This is a genomic window from Neomelitea salexigens DSM 19753 (genome assembly GCF_000422345.1).
GTDB classification, from domain to species: Bacteria; Pseudomonadota; Gammaproteobacteria; order Pseudomonadales; family Spongiibacteraceae; genus Spongiibacter; species Spongiibacter marinus_A.
In genome coordinates this window covers 301,055-319,832 of record NZ_AULP01000003.1, presented here as the reverse complement: position 1 = coordinate 319,832, position 18,778 = coordinate 301,055, and the positions used below count along the sequence as shown (strand labels likewise).

13 protein-coding genes are annotated in these 18,778 nt (G+C 54.8%); 4 read left to right on the top strand and 9 right to left on the bottom strand.

From position 1 onward, the window contains the following. Nucleotides 1-16: 16 nt before the first annotated feature. From H573_RS0107440 to H573_RS0107415, 6 genes are read right to left on the bottom strand one after another with little or no spacing between them, the layout of a single operon-like run. Nucleotides 17-3,748, bottom strand: a complete 3,732-nt coding sequence (locus H573_RS0107440) for a cellulose synthase subunit BcsC-related outer membrane protein (RefSeq protein WP_161624246.1) — start codon at nt 3,746-3,748, stop codon at nt 17-19. Further along, the gene (bcsZ, locus tag H573_RS0107435; protein ID WP_027873721.1) at nt 3,745-4,857 is read right to left on the bottom strand and encodes a cellulose synthase complex periplasmic endoglucanase BcsZ; all 1,113 of its coding nucleotides are present in this window, start codon (nt 4,855-4,857) and stop codon (nt 3,745-3,747) included. The genes H573_RS0107440 and bcsZ overlap by 4 nt, the downstream gene beginning before the upstream one ends. Then, complete coding sequence (gene bcsB / locus H573_RS17410) at nt 4,854-7,121, bottom strand: cellulose biosynthesis cyclic di-GMP-binding regulatory protein BcsB (protein WP_084497974.1); 2,268 nt, start codon at nt 7,119-7,121, stop codon at nt 4,854-4,856. The genes bcsZ and bcsB overlap by 4 nt, the downstream gene beginning before the upstream one ends. After that, complete coding sequence (gene bcsA, locus H573_RS0107425) at nt 7,118-9,667, bottom strand: UDP-forming cellulose synthase catalytic subunit (protein WP_036256018.1); 2,550 nt, start codon at nt 9,665-9,667, stop codon at nt 7,118-7,120. The genes bcsB and bcsA overlap by 4 nt, the downstream gene beginning before the upstream one ends. Continuing rightward, nucleotides 9,664-10,407 carry a cellulose biosynthesis protein BcsQ gene (gene bcsQ / locus H573_RS0107420; RefSeq protein ID WP_027873719.1) on the bottom strand — a complete coding sequence of 248 codons (744 nt, stop codon included), beginning with the start codon at nt 10,405-10,407 and terminating at the stop codon, nt 9,664-9,666. Before bcsQ ends, bcsA begins: the two co-directional genes overlap by 4 nt. Nucleotides 10,408-10,445: 38 nt before the next feature. Then, the gene (locus tag H573_RS0107415; protein ID WP_027873718.1) at nt 10,446-10,682 is read right to left on the bottom strand and encodes a hypothetical protein; all 237 of its coding nucleotides are present in this window, start codon (nt 10,680-10,682) and stop codon (nt 10,446-10,448) included. A 172-nt stretch (nt 10,683-10,854) separates the two neighbouring features. Between H573_RS0107415 and bcsE the strand changes: the two genes are divergently transcribed. The 3 genes from bcsE to bcsG are packed head-to-tail and all read left to right on the top strand — an operon-like array spanning nt 10,855 to nt 14,252. Then, entirely contained in the window at nt 10,855-12,435 is a 1,581-nt protein-coding gene (bcsE, locus tag H573_RS0107410; protein WP_027873717.1) for a cellulose biosynthesis protein BcsE, read from the top strand. A 6-nt stretch (nt 12,436-12,441) separates the two neighbouring features. Continuing rightward, complete coding sequence (locus H573_RS17405; RefSeq protein WP_036256016.1) at nt 12,442-12,639, top strand: hypothetical protein; 198 nt, start codon at nt 12,442-12,444, stop codon at nt 12,637-12,639. Then, complete coding sequence (gene bcsG / locus H573_RS0107400) at nt 12,636-14,252, top strand: cellulose biosynthesis protein BcsG (protein WP_036256014.1); 1,617 nt, start codon at nt 12,636-12,638, stop codon at nt 14,250-14,252. Before H573_RS17405 ends, bcsG begins: the two co-directional genes overlap by 4 nt. Nucleotides 14,253-14,281: 29 nt before the next feature. Here the strand turns inward: bcsG and H573_RS0107395 are convergent, their stop codons facing one another. After that, a complete protein-coding gene (locus tag H573_RS0107395) occupies nt 14,282-14,701 on the bottom strand; it encodes a TM2 domain-containing protein (protein ID WP_422730523.1) in 420 nt (139 codons plus the stop codon). 37 nt (nt 14,702-14,738) lie between these two features. Continuing rightward, entirely contained in the window at nt 14,739-15,419 is a 681-nt protein-coding gene (locus tag H573_RS0107390) for a class I SAM-dependent methyltransferase (protein ID WP_027873714.1), read from the bottom strand. Nucleotides 15,420-15,537: 118 nt separating this feature from the next. Between H573_RS0107390 and H573_RS0107385 the strand changes: the two genes are divergently transcribed. Beyond that, the gene (locus H573_RS0107385) at nt 15,538-16,491 is read left to right on the top strand and encodes an FAD-binding oxidoreductase (protein WP_027873713.1); all 954 of its coding nucleotides are present in this window, start codon (nt 15,538-15,540) and stop codon (nt 16,489-16,491) included. A gap of 48 nt (nt 16,492-16,539) precedes the next feature. Here the strand turns inward: H573_RS0107385 and H573_RS0107380 are convergent, their stop codons facing one another. Next, nucleotides 16,540-18,714, bottom strand: coding sequence for a 3-hydroxyacyl-CoA dehydrogenase NAD-binding domain-containing protein (locus H573_RS0107380; protein ID WP_027873712.1), 2,175 nt, complete (start codon nt 18,712-18,714; stop codon nt 16,540-16,542). Nucleotides 18,715-18,778 lie beyond the last annotated feature (64 nt).

Below are 18,778 nucleotides of genomic sequence, written 5' to 3'. Positions count from 1 at the left end.
GCCTTCCTTCAGATGGCTAGTCAAAATCGCTGTACGGAATGGGAGGCTCAGGCGGCGTGTAAATGGGCTGCCAGCGATCATCGAACTGGTACTTCACATACAGCGATGCATGATTGGGCTCGTAGAAATCAGCTCGATAAATATCTGCTGCCAAGCCGATATACCAGTGGCGACTCACGCGCCGCTCTATCGCCGCTTCCAAAAAATACCCCGGGCCACCGCCACCGCCGCCGCCAGTGGCGAGTTCATACAAGGGGTCCTCATCGCTCTGCGAGAACGAGACCGCGCCACCGAGCAAGTAGGACCAATTCTCCCCTACGCGACCAAAGTAGCGCACAGGTATAGACAGCGATAGGTACTTTTGGGGGCTGTAGTATGCTCCGTGCTGCAAGCTGTATTCACTCAGATTCTTGTCGTAGCTCAGCGCCATGACATTCAGGCCAACACGCAAGTTACGGTTTTCCTCGGCGATAATACGGCGGTAAACCCCACCCATCAGGGCGAGTCGTTGGTTATCCGCGACATCGTCACCGTGCAACTGATGAAATTGAGCACTCGACCAATAGCCATAGCGACCGCCTAGGTCATAACTCAAGCCAAATTTAAGGCCGCTGCGCAGCACACCGCCCCATTCCCTACCAGCACCTGTCGCTCCCTGTGGCACAGTCATCCCGGCATAGGAAAGCGCGGTGCCAGTTTCTGGTCGCCGAGACGCCGTCGCAGACCAACCAAACTTACCCAGCTTGCCTCTTACCGAAACACCTCCCACCCAATTTTCCTTGGTAAAACCCAGCGGGGTGGTGCCAATATCGGCTTGCCAGTTGCGTGCCTGCCAACCCAGCCCGACAGCCGTTCCGCTTGCCGATTCGTCAAACGGTATGCGCGTAATATTGGGCGGCGTATTGCCATCCGGGTCGAGATAATCCACTTGTCCTGAGTCGATCGATACACGATCTACGCGCAAAATTGCGTGTCCATCATAACGGGGAAAAGGCCAGCGCAGCTCTATTGGCATCTGCTGTAATGCGGTACCGGATCGCCGCTCGGTGAGGTCTATACCCGCTTTAATGTACCCCGACTGCCGTTCGCGCAACTCGTCAATGGCGGCCACCACGCTACTACCCAGCCAGTATTCGCGGTCGGCACTGTCATACAATTGTCGGCGTGCGTCTTCAGACAGCGCCGTATCAACGGGCTGCCCCTGCGCACGCTGCAAGGCGGCGTAGGCGTAGCGCTGCGCCGCCGACCAATCTTTTGCCGCAATGGCTTGTTGCATCGCCGTGCGCAACTGCTGGTCGCTAACGTCCCCGCGTTTTGGCAGCAGAGCCAGCCACTGCTTACTTGCTTTTGCCTTCCCATACTGCGTATTTATTGCTGCTGCTTGCAGTACCTGCTCAGCGCTTAGCTCAGCACGCATGGCAAATAGCATTTGATGATGCTGGGCAAAGGCACTTGTATCAGCGGATTTCCCGCTCAAACTTATTAGTGCCAGCAAGGCCTCCGCACGATGTTCGCCGCGAATGTCTGCGGCCTCGCGGTAATACCGGCGTGCCAGAACCTCTTTCTCACGCTCTGCAAAGTACTGCCCTTTTGCCATTGCATAGCGTGCAGCCAATGCGTCGAGCTGTGGACCGTCAACGCCGCTGCGGTTTGCCTTTGCGCGCATCGGCCGATACCAACGCTCAAACGCTTTGAGCTCGCCCATTTCTAACCAAAGCTCGGCAACACCTTGCTGTCGATCGGCACTTTGGGAGGCCAGTGGAAGTAACGACTGAATAAGCTCTCGGGCACGGCCTTCTTCACCTTCGCGCCACCACATTTGCGCCAATCTAAGCCGAGTATCGGGGGAGTCTTTGTATTGACCCTGAAGGTCTTGCAATTGTTGCAAGCGGTTTTGGCGGTCATCACCGGGCAAGCCCGCTACTGCTTGCTCGAATTCCATGCGCAGCAAATTGCTGCGCATGGCATCACTGCGACGCGCCTTCGGAATTGACCGCAGTTGTTCAACCGCTTGCGCGCGCTGCCCCCTAGATGACAGATATAGGGCATAGGCAAAAATCCCTTCGGCATCCCCACTCACGCGGGGAGTTTGCGCCATATATTGGTCTGCGCGCCCGCTGTCACCAAGTTCTACCATGGCCTGGGCAGCGTCGAGTCGCTGCCATGGTGAAAGCGGCGGATACTCAAGAAGCGCGTCAAGTGCCGACGCCACCGCGACCGGGTCCCCCGACGCGCGAGCTTGAACCAGCAGCTCGGCACTTTGCTGACGCCACCAGGCGGTTCTGAGCTCCGCAACGCTGGCCTGCTGCTCGACACTGTAACGTCTGTACAGCTGCTCAGCCTGGTCGTGGCCACGCCACTGCCTATGAAGCTGGATTCGCCCCCATAGCGCGTCGGTATTAAGCGCTTCTCGAGACAAAACTTGGCGGTAGAACGTATCGGCCGCGGCAAAGTCACCCTCGCCGCGCGACAGATCGGCCAATCCTATCAATGGCTCCACCTCGGCTCTCTGGATCGATAATGCTTCATAAAAGGCCTTTCGAGCGCTGGCATACTGCCCCCTCTCAAGCAGGGCCTCGCCACGACGAAGCGCTCGCCAATATGCCGCAGTGTCTATCAGGGTGCGCCAGCGCGATTGTTGGTCTGGATCGCGATTAAAACGCTCCGCGTCGCGAAAATAATTGAGGGCGCGCTGATGCTCGCCGCGACGCAAATACACAAGCCCCAAGCCGCCGAGAACTTCGGCATCTTGCGGTCGGCCAGCAAGAGCGTAACGCAATTTCTTCTCAGCGGCCTGCAGGTTTCCGGCATCCAGTAACGCCAAACCCCGGCTGCGCGCGCGATAATGAGGATTGCGCATCAAACGGCGCTGCTCTTCCTGCAGTGCTATGGCTGAGGCCTTTGCCTGTATGGCAGCAAGATTATCGGGGAATCGCTCGGCTAACATTGTGTGAATACGGAGACGGTTTGGCCCCAAAGGCTGCTCAGCGAGGGACGCGAGCCAGCGCTGTAAGGCCTGCTGCGCAAGTGATGGGTCATCGAGCAAGTCTTTTAATATTGCCTGTCCCGCTTCGCTATCGGAATTCTCGGACAGCAGCTGGTCTGCCAGAGCTAACCGCAGCGGTGCGACCTGCGGGTATTGCTGATTCAAGGCGCGAAGCCGACGAATCACAGCAGGCCTTTGCCCCTCAACCCGCGCCAGTATCTGCAAATATTCCAATTCGCTCGATACCAAAGCAAACCCATTACTCAGCAATGTTTTAAATTGCTGAGCGGCCTCTTTTACACGACCCGTTTTTGCCAACAACGCAACCTGCTGCATTGATGGCTTGTTGTAGGTATGGAGGGCAATGTAGTCCGCCAACTGCAAAAATGTCAGCGTTTCGCCATAACGTGCTTTGAATTCCGCGAGCACTCGCTCGGCGTCCTCAGCATCGTCATCTCGAATTGCAAGCCACGCTCGGTACAAATACCCATGTTCGGCATTTGGATTGATAACATCCAAGCGCTGCAATTTGGCCTGAACCAGATCATCCCGCCCCAGCAGCTGAGACTCTAGCAACTGCAATTCGATATTGTTTTGCAGTGACTTATCCACCGGCACCGAGCGGCGGCTTTCGGTAGCGACAATAATGTCGGCGGGCGCAGAATTCTCATCCGCCGTGCGCAGCTTGAACGGATCGTGCTGCCAAAGCAAGGTACCCACGGCGCTGGCCAGCAAGAGCCAAAGAAAGGCTGCGCGGCTCATAAACACCCCGCCGGCCATGCCGTCTCGACTGCACCATTTGCAGAGAACCGCAGTCGACCGCTCAACCAAGCATCGGCGAAGAGATCCAGCACTCGGTTATAGTAATCCCGCGGACCGAGACCATCGCTGTTTTTTCGCTCGAGGGTTACGCGTTGCTGCTGCGCCTCCAGCAGGGCCGTTCTGTTACTGTTTGACAGCATCGGCAACAACGCCGCTGAGAAGCCCCAGGGGCCAGTGCCCCGCGCTGTCGCGCTGACAGGGTTCACCCGCTCAGGGACAGTTCCGCGACTTTCGGTGAGAGCAAGCATGGTGTCAAAATGGTGCTGCAATGGCACCGCAGCGGCATCAGGATGCAACATACCGACCCACAGATAAACGCGTATCGCGTCGTAACTGCCCTTCGGCCCACTCTTAGGGTCTGTTTGCCAGTCGCCCTGCCGCCATTCCACCCAATCGGGACTCAAGCCCTTTGCTGCGCTCTCGCGCAGCAGTGCTGGCAGTGCATCAGCTAACTCAGGCCAAACGGAGTTTGGGTACAGTTGCGCGAAGCGGCTAATGATTTGTGGCATCCAATAACTGGGGTTGAGGCGTAGCGCATCTTCGCTAACAAAGCCTTCTGGTGCCGGCATCAATACCCTGCCAATAGGGTCGACCTCGCGGGTCTCTTGCCGAGCAATGTGGTTGGCGAGGAAATAGCCCTGCGAGCGATAGTGGTGATTGTTCCAAAGGCGACCGGCCTCGGCCAGGGAGTAGGCGATCCAGGTATCGGAGTCCGCAGCCGAGTTAGCATCCAGCACTGCCCAACTATTGTCCTGTGCGCGCCCCCACAGCCACGAAGGTAGGTTAGCGCTTAAGTCACCTTTGGCAAGATGTTGCTCCGTCCATTCATGTAAATCGGCAAAACGCTTCTGGTCGTTCGCCAGCAAGGCGAAAAACATCGCGTAGGACTGACCCTCTGAGGTCGTAATTTGGCGAGGGTCGCTGCCATCAACCACTCGCCCGTTGTCGATATATTGTTCGGCAAAATGCTGCCATGCAGGCCAACTGCATTCAGCCCACAGCCACCCGGGGAAGATGGCCAGCAGTAATGCTAAACACCGACGATTCACTCATCCCCCTGCTGTAGGCGACGCCGCGCCACACCACTTAACAGCCGCCATAGCACCACTGCTAGCATTAGCACAACAATAATGCTGATGATTCCGAGCAGCATTGGGTAGCGGGAAAAGTGGTACCAGATTAAGTCCCAAACGCGCAGCTTACCCACATAGTATTTGTCGCCAACATTAAAACTGGCCTGGCCACCCTCGCGGAATACCACAACCGAGCCATACATCTCGGCGATTTTTCCGCTATCGGAAAGCGCCTCTCTTACTATCGCCATGTCGCCGGGACGAGCCGCAAGCACGGCGACCACACTGCGGTCATCATTGTAGGGAGAACGCATACCCAGTAGTGCAGCAAACCGCCCACTCGCACTGGCTTCGACTGCTGTTGTCGCCGATGCCAGTGCTGGCGCAGCCCCTGCCCAGGTATCGCTTTCTGAAACGATATTTTTACGCGGCTTTTGCAGCATCCGCTCGCTGCGATTAAAGAGTATGGGCAAGTCCTCACCCACATTGGCGAGCTCGCCGTTGGCTGCGATCAGCAAAATGTCTCGATCTTTTAACTCTGCCTCCTGCCAATCGTCAAACAACTCCATTGCCAATGCGGGATAACCTGAACTGGCTCCCGCAAAGCCCATCAACTGAAGATAGGTCTGAACAATCTCGCGATTTTGGCTGTCGGGCATCAGCACTGCCGTTTCGGAAAGATCAGCCATACGCGTAAAGGGATAGGCGGCATTCGCGAATGCGCGCAGATTGGGCATCTCGATGTAGTGCGCAAAGCCGGTAAAATCAACGGTTGAATCGGCATCGACAACAGCGTAGCGCTGGGCGGGCGCCAAACTTTTGCACTCGCCGCTGTTGATGCCAGCAAAATCGAATTTGAATTCCAGCTGATTGCGACTGCCAACCTTAAACGCGGGAATACGCAGACGCTGATTCGCCGACAAAAAACCGTCATTGAGCAGGGGCACACGAAAGCGCTTGGCCTCGCCAGAAAAACCTTTGCGGGTTAAGTTAAACGCCTCAATAAACTGCTCGTTAATACTTAAACTCATCTGCGAGCCACTGCCATCTTCAACAGGGGGCGAGTACCTGTAATCTAACTCCACAGGAATCCCACGGCTCCGCCAGGTAAATAGGTCTGGCGGGAGCTGAAACCCTACCCGTACCGGAGCAGGTGTACGCCCCTCAACTTGTAGTTGATTGAGGTTGTCGACGAGTTCGCCAAAGCGCACTGGTCGGTCTGTGGGCAGCCAATTCGGCGCATCGTAGGGTTTTCTCGGTTTGTTTTGTACCGCTCGCTGTATTTCCGCGACCGGCCCAGAGAGTAACTCACTGCCCAGAACCAAACCCTTGGCAGCCTGTATTAGGTCCGCGTCATCACGACCCTGGATTAACAGTAGTTTGGCAGCGGCATTTTTCGGATGACTGATCACTTGCAGCGTCGGCGCACTCACCGGGGGAAAATCTTGCAGGGCCCTGGGGCGCTGCATATTGGTCATAAATACCAAGGCGTGTTGAGGAGGTATGACCTCACCCGCTACTGGGAAGCTCGCGCCCCGCCAGTTTGCCAGAGCACCGAACCAGGATGTCACAATGCCAGCGGCACGTAGCGTTTGCAGGCTAACGCCACCACTGAAGACCACTGGTAATTGCAGCGCACGGTAATCGCGACGATCGAAAAATGGCGCGGGTAGCATCTGCAAATTATTGGCAACGGGTAAAACACGGCTAACGGTTCTCAAACGCGTTTCACCGGTAAGCTCTGCCCAAATGCTAGGGCTATCTGGACTGAAGCATTGCTCAGGCGGCTGCCCTACCAATTGCACGCGCACCTGATTGAAATCAGCTAAGTAACGCGTATTGAGAGGGATGCTTGCTTTTTGTTGCAAGCGCTTTTCTGGGTCGACCGCAATCGCCGACATAAACTCGCCGTTAAGGTAGACTTTGAGGTGCGACAAGTGTGCGACCAAGGAGGGGGAGAATGCGAAGCCCAGATCCAGCGTAGCTTCTTCGACCAGCTCATCAAGCCGCGACCCGAAACTTAGTCCAGCCGAGCTCTCACTGCCGCGCAGCAGGACACTTTGAGGATACCCCAGTTCAGTCAGCGAATAATCGTAACGCCTCAGCTCAACGGCCTGCCGCCACGGCGGCGACTCCAGCACTACTTGCTCGGCCCATGAAGGAAGACATGCTGCACAGAACGCCAACAGAACCCATCGGCAGATATCAACCGCTCTCGGTGCCTTGCTACGCTGATTCATGCTTCTTCCACCCTAATCAAAATTGGCTGTGGACGAAGGCTCTTCGCCATCTCCACCAACGTTTTAATTGTAGTCAGTAACTGGGGAAGAGGCTGCGGCCCCGCCCTCAGCAAACGTCGATAGCCTTGCACGCTGATGCTCATCACCGCAGCCATACTACTAAGGGGTTTGTCGACGCTCATATTTTGCTTCCAGCTCACCCAGTTATCTGCCCGAGCAAAGGTACACTGCACATAATTCACCATGCTGCTTGGCGATTGATCGCACAGCCGCAAACCAACAACATCCCGCCCTTTAAATACCGTCGTCATCGCAAAGCTATATTCCCTGCCTGCACGGTCCATAATGACGTTCACACGCTGGCCCACTTGTTCCGCAGCGTCCGCCGACATTTCTATCCTGGCGCCACTTAGCGAAAAGTCGACCAATTGCGCATGGAGCAAATGCCCACTGGGCAGTTCCAGTACCACCGGGAAACGCACCTGAACGCGGTGATCACTGCGCAGTTGTTTCGCCTCGGCCGCCACCGCCACCGCTCCGCCTAATATCAACAGGTTATAGACCACCCAAAAAAGATTGAGTAAAACCGCGCTGATCTCATTACTCGGCCCCGCGTACAAGCGCCACAGGCCAACCAAAAAACCGAAAACATTCAGCAGCACGAGCAATATATAGGGTCGAGACATTACCCAGTCGAAATATTTCTCATGGATTAAGCCGCCCTTTGCCGTTACATTGAATGTGCCCTTGTGTGGCGCAAACAGTGCGACCGTCGTCGGCCTAGCGATGTACCACGATAGCACCGTTTCATAGACCTCTCCCCAAAAAGAGTGCCGATATCGGCCCTGAATCTTGGCATTCACCACCGAGGAATAAAGCATATGGGGCAGCACATACAGAAAAATCATTATCGCCGGGGCGTAGATAATGTAAGTATGCAGCAATAAAAAGGCTAGCGGTGCCAATAGGAAAACCAAACGAGGAATACCCGACAGAAAATGCAACATAGCATTGAAATAACACAGGCGCTGTCGCAGTTTTAAACCAGGGCCACGCAAGGGGTTATCCAAACGCAATATCTGCGCCATTCCACGAGCCCAGCGAATGCGCTGCCCGATATGGGCTGAGAGGGTTTCAGTGGCCAGCCCCGCCGCCAGCGGAGCCCGTATGTAGGCAGAGTTATAGCCTAAGCGATGCAATCGCAGCGAGGTGTGTGCGTCTTCGGTGACGGTTTCCACAGCGACCCCACCGATTTCCTCCAGAGGACCACGGCGAATAACCGCGCAGGAACCACAGAAAAACGCCCCGTTCCACAGGTCGTTGCCATTTTGTATCAGGCCGTAAAACAAACCACCCTCGTTCGGCACTTTCCTAAAATTACTCAGATTACGCTCAAAGGGATCCGGTGAGAAAAAGTGGTGGGGGGTTTGCACGAGAGCAAGCTTAGGGTCGCAGATAAACCAGCCCATCGATAATTGAAGGAAGGCGCGTGTTGGGATGTGGTCACAGTCGAAGATAGCGACATACTCACCACGTGACTGCTTTAAAGCATTGTTAATATTGCCCGCTTTGGCATGGCGGTTATCGCTGCGGGTGATGTAGTGCACGCCAACATCGCGGGCAAAATCTCGAAATTCATCTCGCCGACCATCGTCGAGGAGATAGATTTCCATCTTATCCTTTGGCCAATCCAAGCCCTGGCAAGCATAGATTGTGGCTCTCACAACCTCTAGGTCTTCGTTATAGCTCGGCACAAATATATCCACCGACGGCCAGTCCGCCGTATTTTTAGGCAGTGATTTCGCAGGGCGGTTGAGCGGCCAGATATTCTGAAAATAGCCCAGCAGTAACACCAACCAGGCATAGAGTTCTGCAAGCAACAGCACAATACCGAGCGCAAGGCCAAGTGGGTCGTCAAAATTGAGTGTGGAGCTGCAGCGCCACCAGATATACCGGCAGGAGATTAGCAGCGACAGCACAATCATCAGCATCTGCGGAAAGCGACCTGGCAACTTGTTAAATATCAGCAACACGCCGAAAAGTGCCGATGCGAATACGAACTGGGCCATTGGGTCTAATGGCACGGTTATGCACAGCACTGCTAACACAGCTGCAAGTGCAATGGTCAGCGGTTGCCGGTGACGCCTGGCAACGCTGGCATCCCGCGCCTGCCAAAATGCAGGCTGAAGCCAGTTCACTTTGGCTACGCTCCCAGCGCCTACCAACCTTGCGCCTAGCCCATGCGACAGCCTCTTTGCAATGTTTTTGTTCCCACTCTTATGCTGGGGAGCGCGGATGAAGAACAACCAGAATATTTGCACGAGAACACGTACAGGATCTAACAAACGGGGACGAATCAAGGATATATGGGGGAAAAACACTTCAGGCAGCCGCCAACTCTCACAGCCTGCAATTCGGCTGCGCAGAAACAGCGCAGAGAACAGTAACCAGCTAATCAGTATGCATTTCCCTGGCAGCGACACCAAACTAACGCCAGCATAGTGCCGATAGCGGGCCCGCAGAATAGACGAAAAATCTTCGTTCATTTTTCCCTGCTCTGGAGTTCGCTTTGACACCAAAGCGCAAGGCTTTGAAAGTCTTGGGCGGCTTGGCTGTCCGGCGCGCATCCGATCACCGATGACAATTCAGCCTGAGCCTCCGCGACAATCAAGTCCTCGTGCACTACACAGGGCACCATTCGCTCTTCAAAATCATCGGCAATAAAGCTCGCAATGGCGCTGGCCAGCTCTTGAGCAGGCTGTAAACGATTAATGAGAATACGAGAGTTCGGCGACTGCCAGTTTTTGGCGTCTTGTTTTAACAAGGCATAGCTCGCCGCATCCGGCGCCGCGACGTACAAAGTTAGATCGACACTGGGAAGGGAATAATGTGGCAGCAATCGCGAGCGTGGCCCGTCAATCACTACGCAGTCCAGGGGCAAAGACTGTAGCTCGTAAAATATATCATGCAACGGTGACTCGCTGGAGGCCCAGGTTGGTATAAAGCGCGCCAGTTCATCAACGTTTAGCTCACCGAAGGGCAGCACCCACCGTCCATCCTCATGTTGTAGCGTCGCATCTTGCCATGCACTGTGGGTCAGGCTTGATTTTGCCCAGCCCAAGGTTTCTTCCGGGTTCACTGCCAAAGCCAAGCGCAGCATATTGTCGGCATTTGCATCAATGCACAAACAGCGCAGTCCCTGCTGCTGCAACGCAGCAGATAAGTTGGCCACTATGGCCGTAGCGCCAACACCGCCATGCATACCGCTAACCGTAATTGTCAACATGACACTGCGCTTCCCATGACATCTGCTTCAGACACGGTTTAGCTCTCACTATCGCTATTATTAAGTGCTCGCAGCAGTGGCCAACGAGCCATCAACCGCGAACGCTCGCTCACCCTAAAGTTCTCTTTGTACGAAAAAGCGACGCCTACGCCTAACGAACGCATCACCGAACGAACATCGCGGCTCAAAGGCTCAGTATGGGCCTTCGCTATTCGCTGAGATTCCCGCGCGCGCTCCTGCAGCTCCATTGTTTTTTCCTTGGGCTGAAAATCCATACATCGTATCTCAAATTTAGCCAACGCGGCTAACGACCACCATCGGCAATCACACCTACATATATAGGTTTTTTATGAGGCTTAGCCGCGATTCCTAGCCATTCTGACGCGCCCTGCGCTATAGTGCAATCAACGCATAGCAAGTCCCGAACGACACGAGACATCATAGCGAATGAGCATTCAGGCGATAAAAGACAGCTTTGAAGACACCCTGAAACAAGACGGCCTGTTCTGCTTGCTCGGTCACTCGTTTACCGATTTTATTGCCAGCCTTTCGCTACTTTCATCTAGTCACCAAAGTTTCGTCTTTCAAGAAAGGCAGAAAAGCGTCTTTGAAAAACTGGATGAACCAGACCAACAAACACTGTCAGCGCTATGCCATTCTCGAGCTTTGGGCTGCTTCTTCAACCACAGTTCAAAAAACCTGAACCTCAAGCGGATATTGCGAGACACCGAGCGACTTTCGCTACCCCGCCGAAGTGGCCTTTGCGTGATTCTCAGTGAGAACAGCTTTGATCACTCCTCCCCCACCAAGCTTCAACAAGACTTAGGCGCATGGCGCCGATTCTGTCGACGCGGTCAGTATCGCATTATGTTTCTTGTCTACGGCCCATGTGAAACGCTTCGACCACTATTAAATCGTCACAGCAAAACCTTATCCGGGATCGCAATACAAACCCGTATCTCAAAAAGCCGCTATTCGCTGCTCATCGACCACTGGCTTAGCCCCAAAGGCATGCTTGCCCAGCAGGAGTTTTTGTTAACGCTGGATAACCATCGCGCGATCAAGCATTTCGAACACGTGTCGCAAGCTCCGCCTAGCAGCGCGATCCAAAATAGCGACGTCGACACCATCTACACGGTTCAGCACCTTAAAGAAGAGCTTTATCAAAGTGCCAACGTGATTGCCGAACAAACCGATAACACTGCTCTATTCGAGAGTCTGGACGACGCCGTTGCCGCAACCGTCATCTTCGACTGCCAGCAGGCCGAAGATATCGAAACACTGGCACTGATGATTTATCAGCTGCGCGCTAGCGCTGGCGACGACCTCAAAATTCTTGTCCGCGAATCATCGCGCTGCCTGCGCGCCGCTGACGAGGCTTACCTGCTGAGAGCAGGCTGTAGCCTCATCATTCCGCACGGCGTCGACACAACAGCCGTACACAGTTTGGTCTCGGCTATTCAAGGTCATGTATTTAAACGCAGTCTGCCTCCCAGCCTGAGCAAGCTCATCGAGACGCGGCCATACTCCAGTGAGTACGGCTACACTGAGCCAGCGACTTTCTCCCGCTACGCGAGGCGGGCTTTTGACAACAATCTGTTCAGTGAGCTTCAACACCTGATTGTTGAACTCATGCCCCTGCCGGGTATCAGCATAGAACAAATTCTTGGATTATGCCGCCTCAGGCGCGAGGGTGACCTACTTACCGTAGTCAATGGTAAAGTCTACTTCTTCCTCTACGCCTGCTCTTTACGAGATGCAGAAACCGCACTACGGAACAGTTTAGACCTACCCGTTAACGACCTATTTGCAAGCCGCTTACTTCACTGTGATGCCGACGATATTGATGAATTACTGGACAAGCTCTTGCTAGCCTCGCCATTCATAAATGCTCAGCGAGCACGCAAACTTCTAGATCGACAACCACAGCGGCGGCCACTCGCCCCCTCTAGCAAGTGGGATCGCGCACTGACTTTTGCAAAACGCCGCCGGCTGGACATCACAACTACGCAGAGCAAAGGTGAGTAACTGGCCATGAATATCCACGACTTCATGCTCACATTAACCTGTAGCTTAGTGGTAGGGCTGTTGCTGGGCTATTTTCTTCGCGAGGCACTTTCCGGCCTTCGTCACTTTATGCACCGCCACCTGGAGCCGCGTCACCTGCGTCGCTATCAGCCGACAGTGCCAACGGCAAAAGGCCCTTTAGAAAAGGACGACGCTAGTAAATGAACGGTAAGGCCCGCACGCTGCAATCCCGGGAACTTGTGCTACCCGAATTGGCGATATGGAACGCCTATTTTTTAATCAAACTGGTGCTTTACTTCCAGGGGAAAATGCAGTTTCACGTACTTGAAAATGCCGCCTTCGTAATTTTTCTATTGCTGCCAATTTCCCTTCCAGCGCTTCGCCTGGCTCGCCAAGTCGCCGCGGTGATATTGGCGCTTTGGCTGCTCCATCTCGACTCTAACCTACCTCCTTTAGAGCGATTATTCTCTCAACTCGAACAACTCTCTCACTTTGAGTCGGATTATCTCGTCGAACTAGCCTGGCGTTTTGTGCCTGATATGAATCCCCTAATCGCCGTTGTGGGTATTGCCGTTTACATCATAGCCAACCGCTACTTTCGTTTAACATCATTCGTGCTATTAGCACTTTTCGCGGCAAGCCTTCACAGCCTGAGCCCACAGCCGACTGCCCCCATCGCCCGCCTTTCACTAGACGGACACAGCAAACATGAGGCGCAGGCGAGTGTCTCGACGCAGGACGACGAGGCACTAAATAATTACCTCAGCAGTTTCTTCAGCCGAGAAGCTCGACGCCAGGTTCGCTTCCCGCCTCTCGCGCAAGAACGCCAGGCCTTCGACGTTATTTTCCTCAGCGTTTGCTCCCTCTCTTGGGACGACCTTGATGTCGTTGAGCAGCGACAGCACCCGCTATTGCAGCGCTTTGACTTTGTCTTTGAACAATTTAACTCGGCCACCAGTTACAGCGGCCCGGCTGTTCTCAGGCTCAGCAGAGCGAGTTGTGGGCAGCTATCTCACTCTGGACTCTATGAAGAGACCAGCGACCAGTGCCTGCTAATGACCCAATTGAAGCAGCAGGGTTACGACCATGCCCTGCTCATGAATCACGATGGTCACTTCGACAATTTTCTCGAGAGCACACGCCAACTTGGCCACGTCGACGCTGAACTGTTTCCCCTTGCGGGCATCCCCCAAGCACAGAAGGCCTTTGACGGCTCGCCGATATACAGCGACCTCGCGGTGTTGGAGAACTGGTGGCAACAGCGGCTACAATCGCCGTCACCCTCGACAGTGGCGCTGTACAACACCACCAGTTTGCACGATGGCAACCGCCTACTGGACAGTCGGGAAAATCTGCGCGGCGCACAAAGTTATAAGCGCCGAATGGATCGCTTATTTGGCGATATTTCACGCTTCTTAGACCGCCTTCAGCAGAGCGGCCGCAATGTTGTTGTAGTGCTAGTCCCCGAGCACGGCGCGGGGCTGCGCGGCGACGCCATGCAAATTCCGGGAATGCGTGAAATTCCCACACCGGCGATTACAAAAGTGCCGGTTGCCATCAAGCTCATTGGCCCAAACCTGGAGCGTCAGGGCCCAGCTGCGCGTATTACTCAGCCCAGCAGCTATCAAGCTATTGGCCAACTGCTGGCCGACTTTATGGCTGCCGATATTTTTGCCAGTAAGCAATTTAGCACCAGTGACTGGCTGAGCACCCTTCCCCGCACCGAGCCCGTATCTCAGAATGATGGCAGCACAATGCTCAGTATCGACGGCGAGAGCTATCTGTCACTCGATGGCAGCAGCTGGACACGCTACTAATTTATCGTTTTACCAAAGCCCCATTCCCATTAGTAAAAAAGGCGTGTATTGCGCTCGCTGATTTGTTCGTTGAGCGTCCAGTAATCATATATAACGCCCAGCAGAAACACGCCGCCCGTTAGTAAATACACAATCCCAGTCAGCCATTTACCGAGGTAGAAACGGTGCAAACCGAAAATACCCAGAAAGGTTAGCAATATCCATGCGACGGAATAGCTGGCGGTGCCTGATTGATAGCGTCGATCGGCAGAGCGTTCCATGGCGGGAATCAACACTAAGTCGATAATCCAGCCGATAAAAAACAAGCCCAGGGTAAAAAAATACAGTGTTCCGCTTATCGGCCGTCCCAAATAGAAACGGTGAGCCCCCATGAAGCCGAATAGCCACAATACGTAGGCAATAACGATATTATGAGTATCACTGCCGGGTGCAGACAACTTGGTAGACACTTTCCCTCCTAATGTTCAAAGCTATCGTTACGCCACCTTACACGGGGCGCAAATGGAATAGAATGGATAACGGCATCGCCCCCTTGCCCGCGTTTGGCTCCTCAACGTTCGCGATGCTATAGCCCGCCCGTTGAAATACTAAAGACCAGTCACTGAGCGTGCGAAAATACCACGGCGGCGCATCCTTAAATTGTTGATGAAGGTGGTCAGGCAAGCCCTCCCAGCTGCCCGTTAACCACCTTGAGCAGTAACTCTCGCCGCGTGTAATAAAACAAGGGTGCAAGGTTTGCACCAATAAATGGCCACTAGCCGACAAGGCCCGCTTGAGCGACCTCAAGGGCTGCTCGACTGATTCACCCAGCAGAGAAAAGTTGCACACCGCCAAATCGAATGTTCGCGGCCATGCCACCGTATCTAGCGCCTCATAGGCAATGCACTGGCAATTCTTACTGCCTCGCGCTATTGCCTCCGCCACCAATTCGGCGACGGCATCAAAACCGGCAACGTCAACGCCGTGCCCAGCAAGCTCGCGCATTAGCCAGCCCTCTCCGCAACCCACATCCAGAACGCGTTGCGGATGATGGCTCAGCACAGCGTTAACAATTGCCCCATTTGTTACCGCCACCCGGCTGGCGATTGCCTGTTGATCAAGCGCGGCAACCCAAGGCCCCGCATTCCTTTGCCAGCTCTCTACTATCTGCTTCTCGCTGTCAGCCACCGTATTTCTCCCTCCGCTCCATTGCGCTACGCACGGCTATTCGTCCGTTAAAAAGTCGCTGACAGCCCACGCCAGGCAAAGTACCATTTCCGGGTTATCTCGCAGCAGACAACTCACTATGCCCAGCATTCGCTTCAATGATCAAACCCTGGACTACCTGCCAACAGAGACAGTGCTGCAATGTTTACTGCGTCACCGCCAGCAGATCCCCCACGGCTGCCAAGCCGGTGCTTGCCAAAGCTGCCGAGTCAAAGTAGACGGGCCACTGGCGGCGCAACAAATTCACGGTGCCCAACGGGGGCTGCGCCCTGATGAGCTAGCCGACGGTATCGCGCTTAGTTGCCAATTACAGCCCTCAGAAGGCCTGGAAATTCGTAGTGTTTCCCCAAAAGATAGCCAACATTCTGCCAGTATTGTCGCGCGAAGTGCCCTGAGCGAGCGTGTTTGGGAACTCACCCTACGCACGCCACTGCGCTGGCAGGCCGGTCAGTATTTCAGTGTGTCAGTAAACGGCGTCGATTACCGCTGCTATTCCGCGAGCAACCTCGCCGACGATGGCAACTTGAGGCTGCAACTTCGCCGCTATGAAGGCGGGCAAGTTAGCGACGCTCTGTGCCGCGCCGAGTTAGGTAGTGAGGTCAAGCTGCAGGGCCCACTCGGAGACTTTACCCTGCGCAGCGACGCGCGAACCAAGCGCATTTTATTGCTGGGTAATGGCACCGGCCTAGCGCCGCTCCTCGCCCTGGCCCAACAGGCCCTGCAAGAACTCCCAGCCACACCCATTACATTGATCCACGCCTATCGCTCGACACAGCAACCCTACCACTGCACGACGTTAGAGAAGCTGGCCGAGCAGACGGATATCACCGCGGCAAGCGCCAGCTGGGCAGACGGGGCCGCCTCTGAACTGGACGATGCGCTTGATGAGTTAGGAGCGCTATCCGACACCGCCTGCTACCTGAGTGGCAGCACTGATTTCGTACGGCACTATCAGCGGCGCCTTTTTATGCGCGGCGCGTCGCGCTCCCACATCTTCTGCGAGTCCTTTCTGGATTTTACTCAGCGGGCATAAAAAAGGCCGGCATAGGCCGGCCTTTTACACTCATAAAATACGAGCGTCCTACAAGAACAGCTCGTCACTTTCTGCACGCTGCTCCAGCAGCGCAGGAACCGCAAACACATCGCCGTAGCGTGCTTGTAGTTCTTTAGCGCGCGCCACGAATGCCTTCAAACCATAGGCATTAATCGCCTGGAAGACACCACCCGTTTGCGCGGGAAAGCCAATCCCCATAATGGAACCGATGTTGCCGTCGCCCACGTTGGTTACCACGCCTTCTTCCATCGCGCGTACGGCTTCCAGGCATTGGCTGAAGACAAGGCGATCCTTGATGTCTTCGTAGGGCATATCGGTGTATCCATTTGGCGCATACGCCTCCTTCAGGCCAGGCCACATGTGCTTTTTGCCACCTTCGGGGTACTCGTAGTAGCCACCGCCGTGAACTTTACCGCGACGCCCGAACTCATTCACCATGCGATCGAGAATGCGGGACGCGGCATTGTCTTCCCACACTTTGCCCTGCGCTTCTGCATCGGCTTTGGCTTGCTGGCCGTTTTTGTACGCTGTTTCCTGGCTGATTTCATCGATCGCCGCCAGCGGTCCAACAGGTGAACCATTGTCGCGCGCCGCCGATTCGATAAGTACCGGATTAACGCCCTCTTCCAGCATTTCAGCCCCTTGAGATACCGTTTTACCGATAACCCGAGTGGTGAAGAAGCCAGGTGCGTCGTTTACAACAATGGGGGTTTTGCCCAGCTGCTGGGCCAAGTCAAAGGCTTTCGCCAAGGTCTCGTCACTGGTCTTTTCGCCGCGAATAATTTCAACCAGCGGCATCTTTTCAGCGGGCGAGAAAAAGTGCATGCCAATGAAGTTTTCAGCGCGGCTACTCGCCTGCGCCAACTCGGTAATCGGCAAGGCTGAAGTATTCGAGGCGAACACCGCACTGGCATCCAGCGCCGCTTCAGTTTCCTGCGTTACCGCTGCCTTGATCTTGCGGTCTTCAAATACCGCCTCAATCACCAGCTCACAGCCTTTCAAGTCAGCGTAGTCAGCGCTGGGCAGAATGCGCGCCATGTACTCCGCTTTCTTCTCTTCGGTCACCTTACCCTTGCTGATGCCTTTATCAAAGTAGGCTTCGGCGTAGGCCTTACCGCGCTCAGCATTTTCCATGCTGATATCTTTGAGTACGACTTCAATGCCTTTCTGAGCGGCCATTGTCGCAATACCCGCACCCATTTGACCGGCGCCAATAATGCCGAGCTTCTGGCAGCTGAATTTCTCAGGGCCCTGCGGGCGGCTGGCGCCGCGATTCAACGCTTCCATTTGCACGAAGAAGGCAGTCATCATGTTGCGGGCCGTTTGATCCAGCAGCAGGCTGAGGAAATAGCGACCTTCGATCTTTTGCGCGGTATCGAAATCGACACGAGCAGAATCAACCACACAGGCAAAGATGGCGTTTTGTGCCGGCATCAAATTCTTGGTCTGAACCATAACATTGGCGGGGCCAAAGAAGGTCAGCCCCTGGTTGGCTTCCTCTTCAGGGCCGCCACCAGGCATTTTGTAGCCTTCGCTATCCCAGGGTTGCTTAACGCCGCCCTCAGTGTTGGCATTTTGCTTGATCCACGCTTTGGCTTGGGCGTGCATATCCGCTTCGTCATCGGCCAGGGCATTAACCAAGCCCTTCTCCAACGCTTTATCCGCCTTCAAACGTCGACCCTGGCTAATCAGGCCAATGGCTTCCTGCATACCCAGCAGGTAGGTCATACGCACAACACCGCCGGCACCAGGCATCAAACCAATCATCGCCTCCGGCAAGCCCATCTGAATGCCTTTGACGGCCACGCGATAGTGACACGCCAAGGCGATTTCAAAACCGCCACCCAGCGCCGGGCCATTCATGCCCACCGCCACGGGCACACCCAGGGTTTCCAGGATACGCAGTGGCGCTTTGGTCGCCATAATGCCGTCGTACATTTCTTTTTTCTTATCGGCAGGTGGATTCAGATCCATCTCCAACATCTCTTTGATGTCGCCACCAGCAAAGAATTGGTTGGGCTTGCCACTGCGCAGATAAATACCGGTAACGCCGCCAGCCTCGACCATGCCCTGCAATTCTGCCACGGCGGCGCGCATGGCCTCGTCGTATTCCAGGCCCATGGTATTTACAGTTTTACCCGGCTGATCAAAGATCAATTCAACGATGCCGTCTGCGTCTTTCTCTAAACGAATATATCCCATTGTTCTGTATCTCTCTTTGCCGCTCGGCAGCCAGTGCCGAGCCAAAAATTCACTGTTCCCGCGA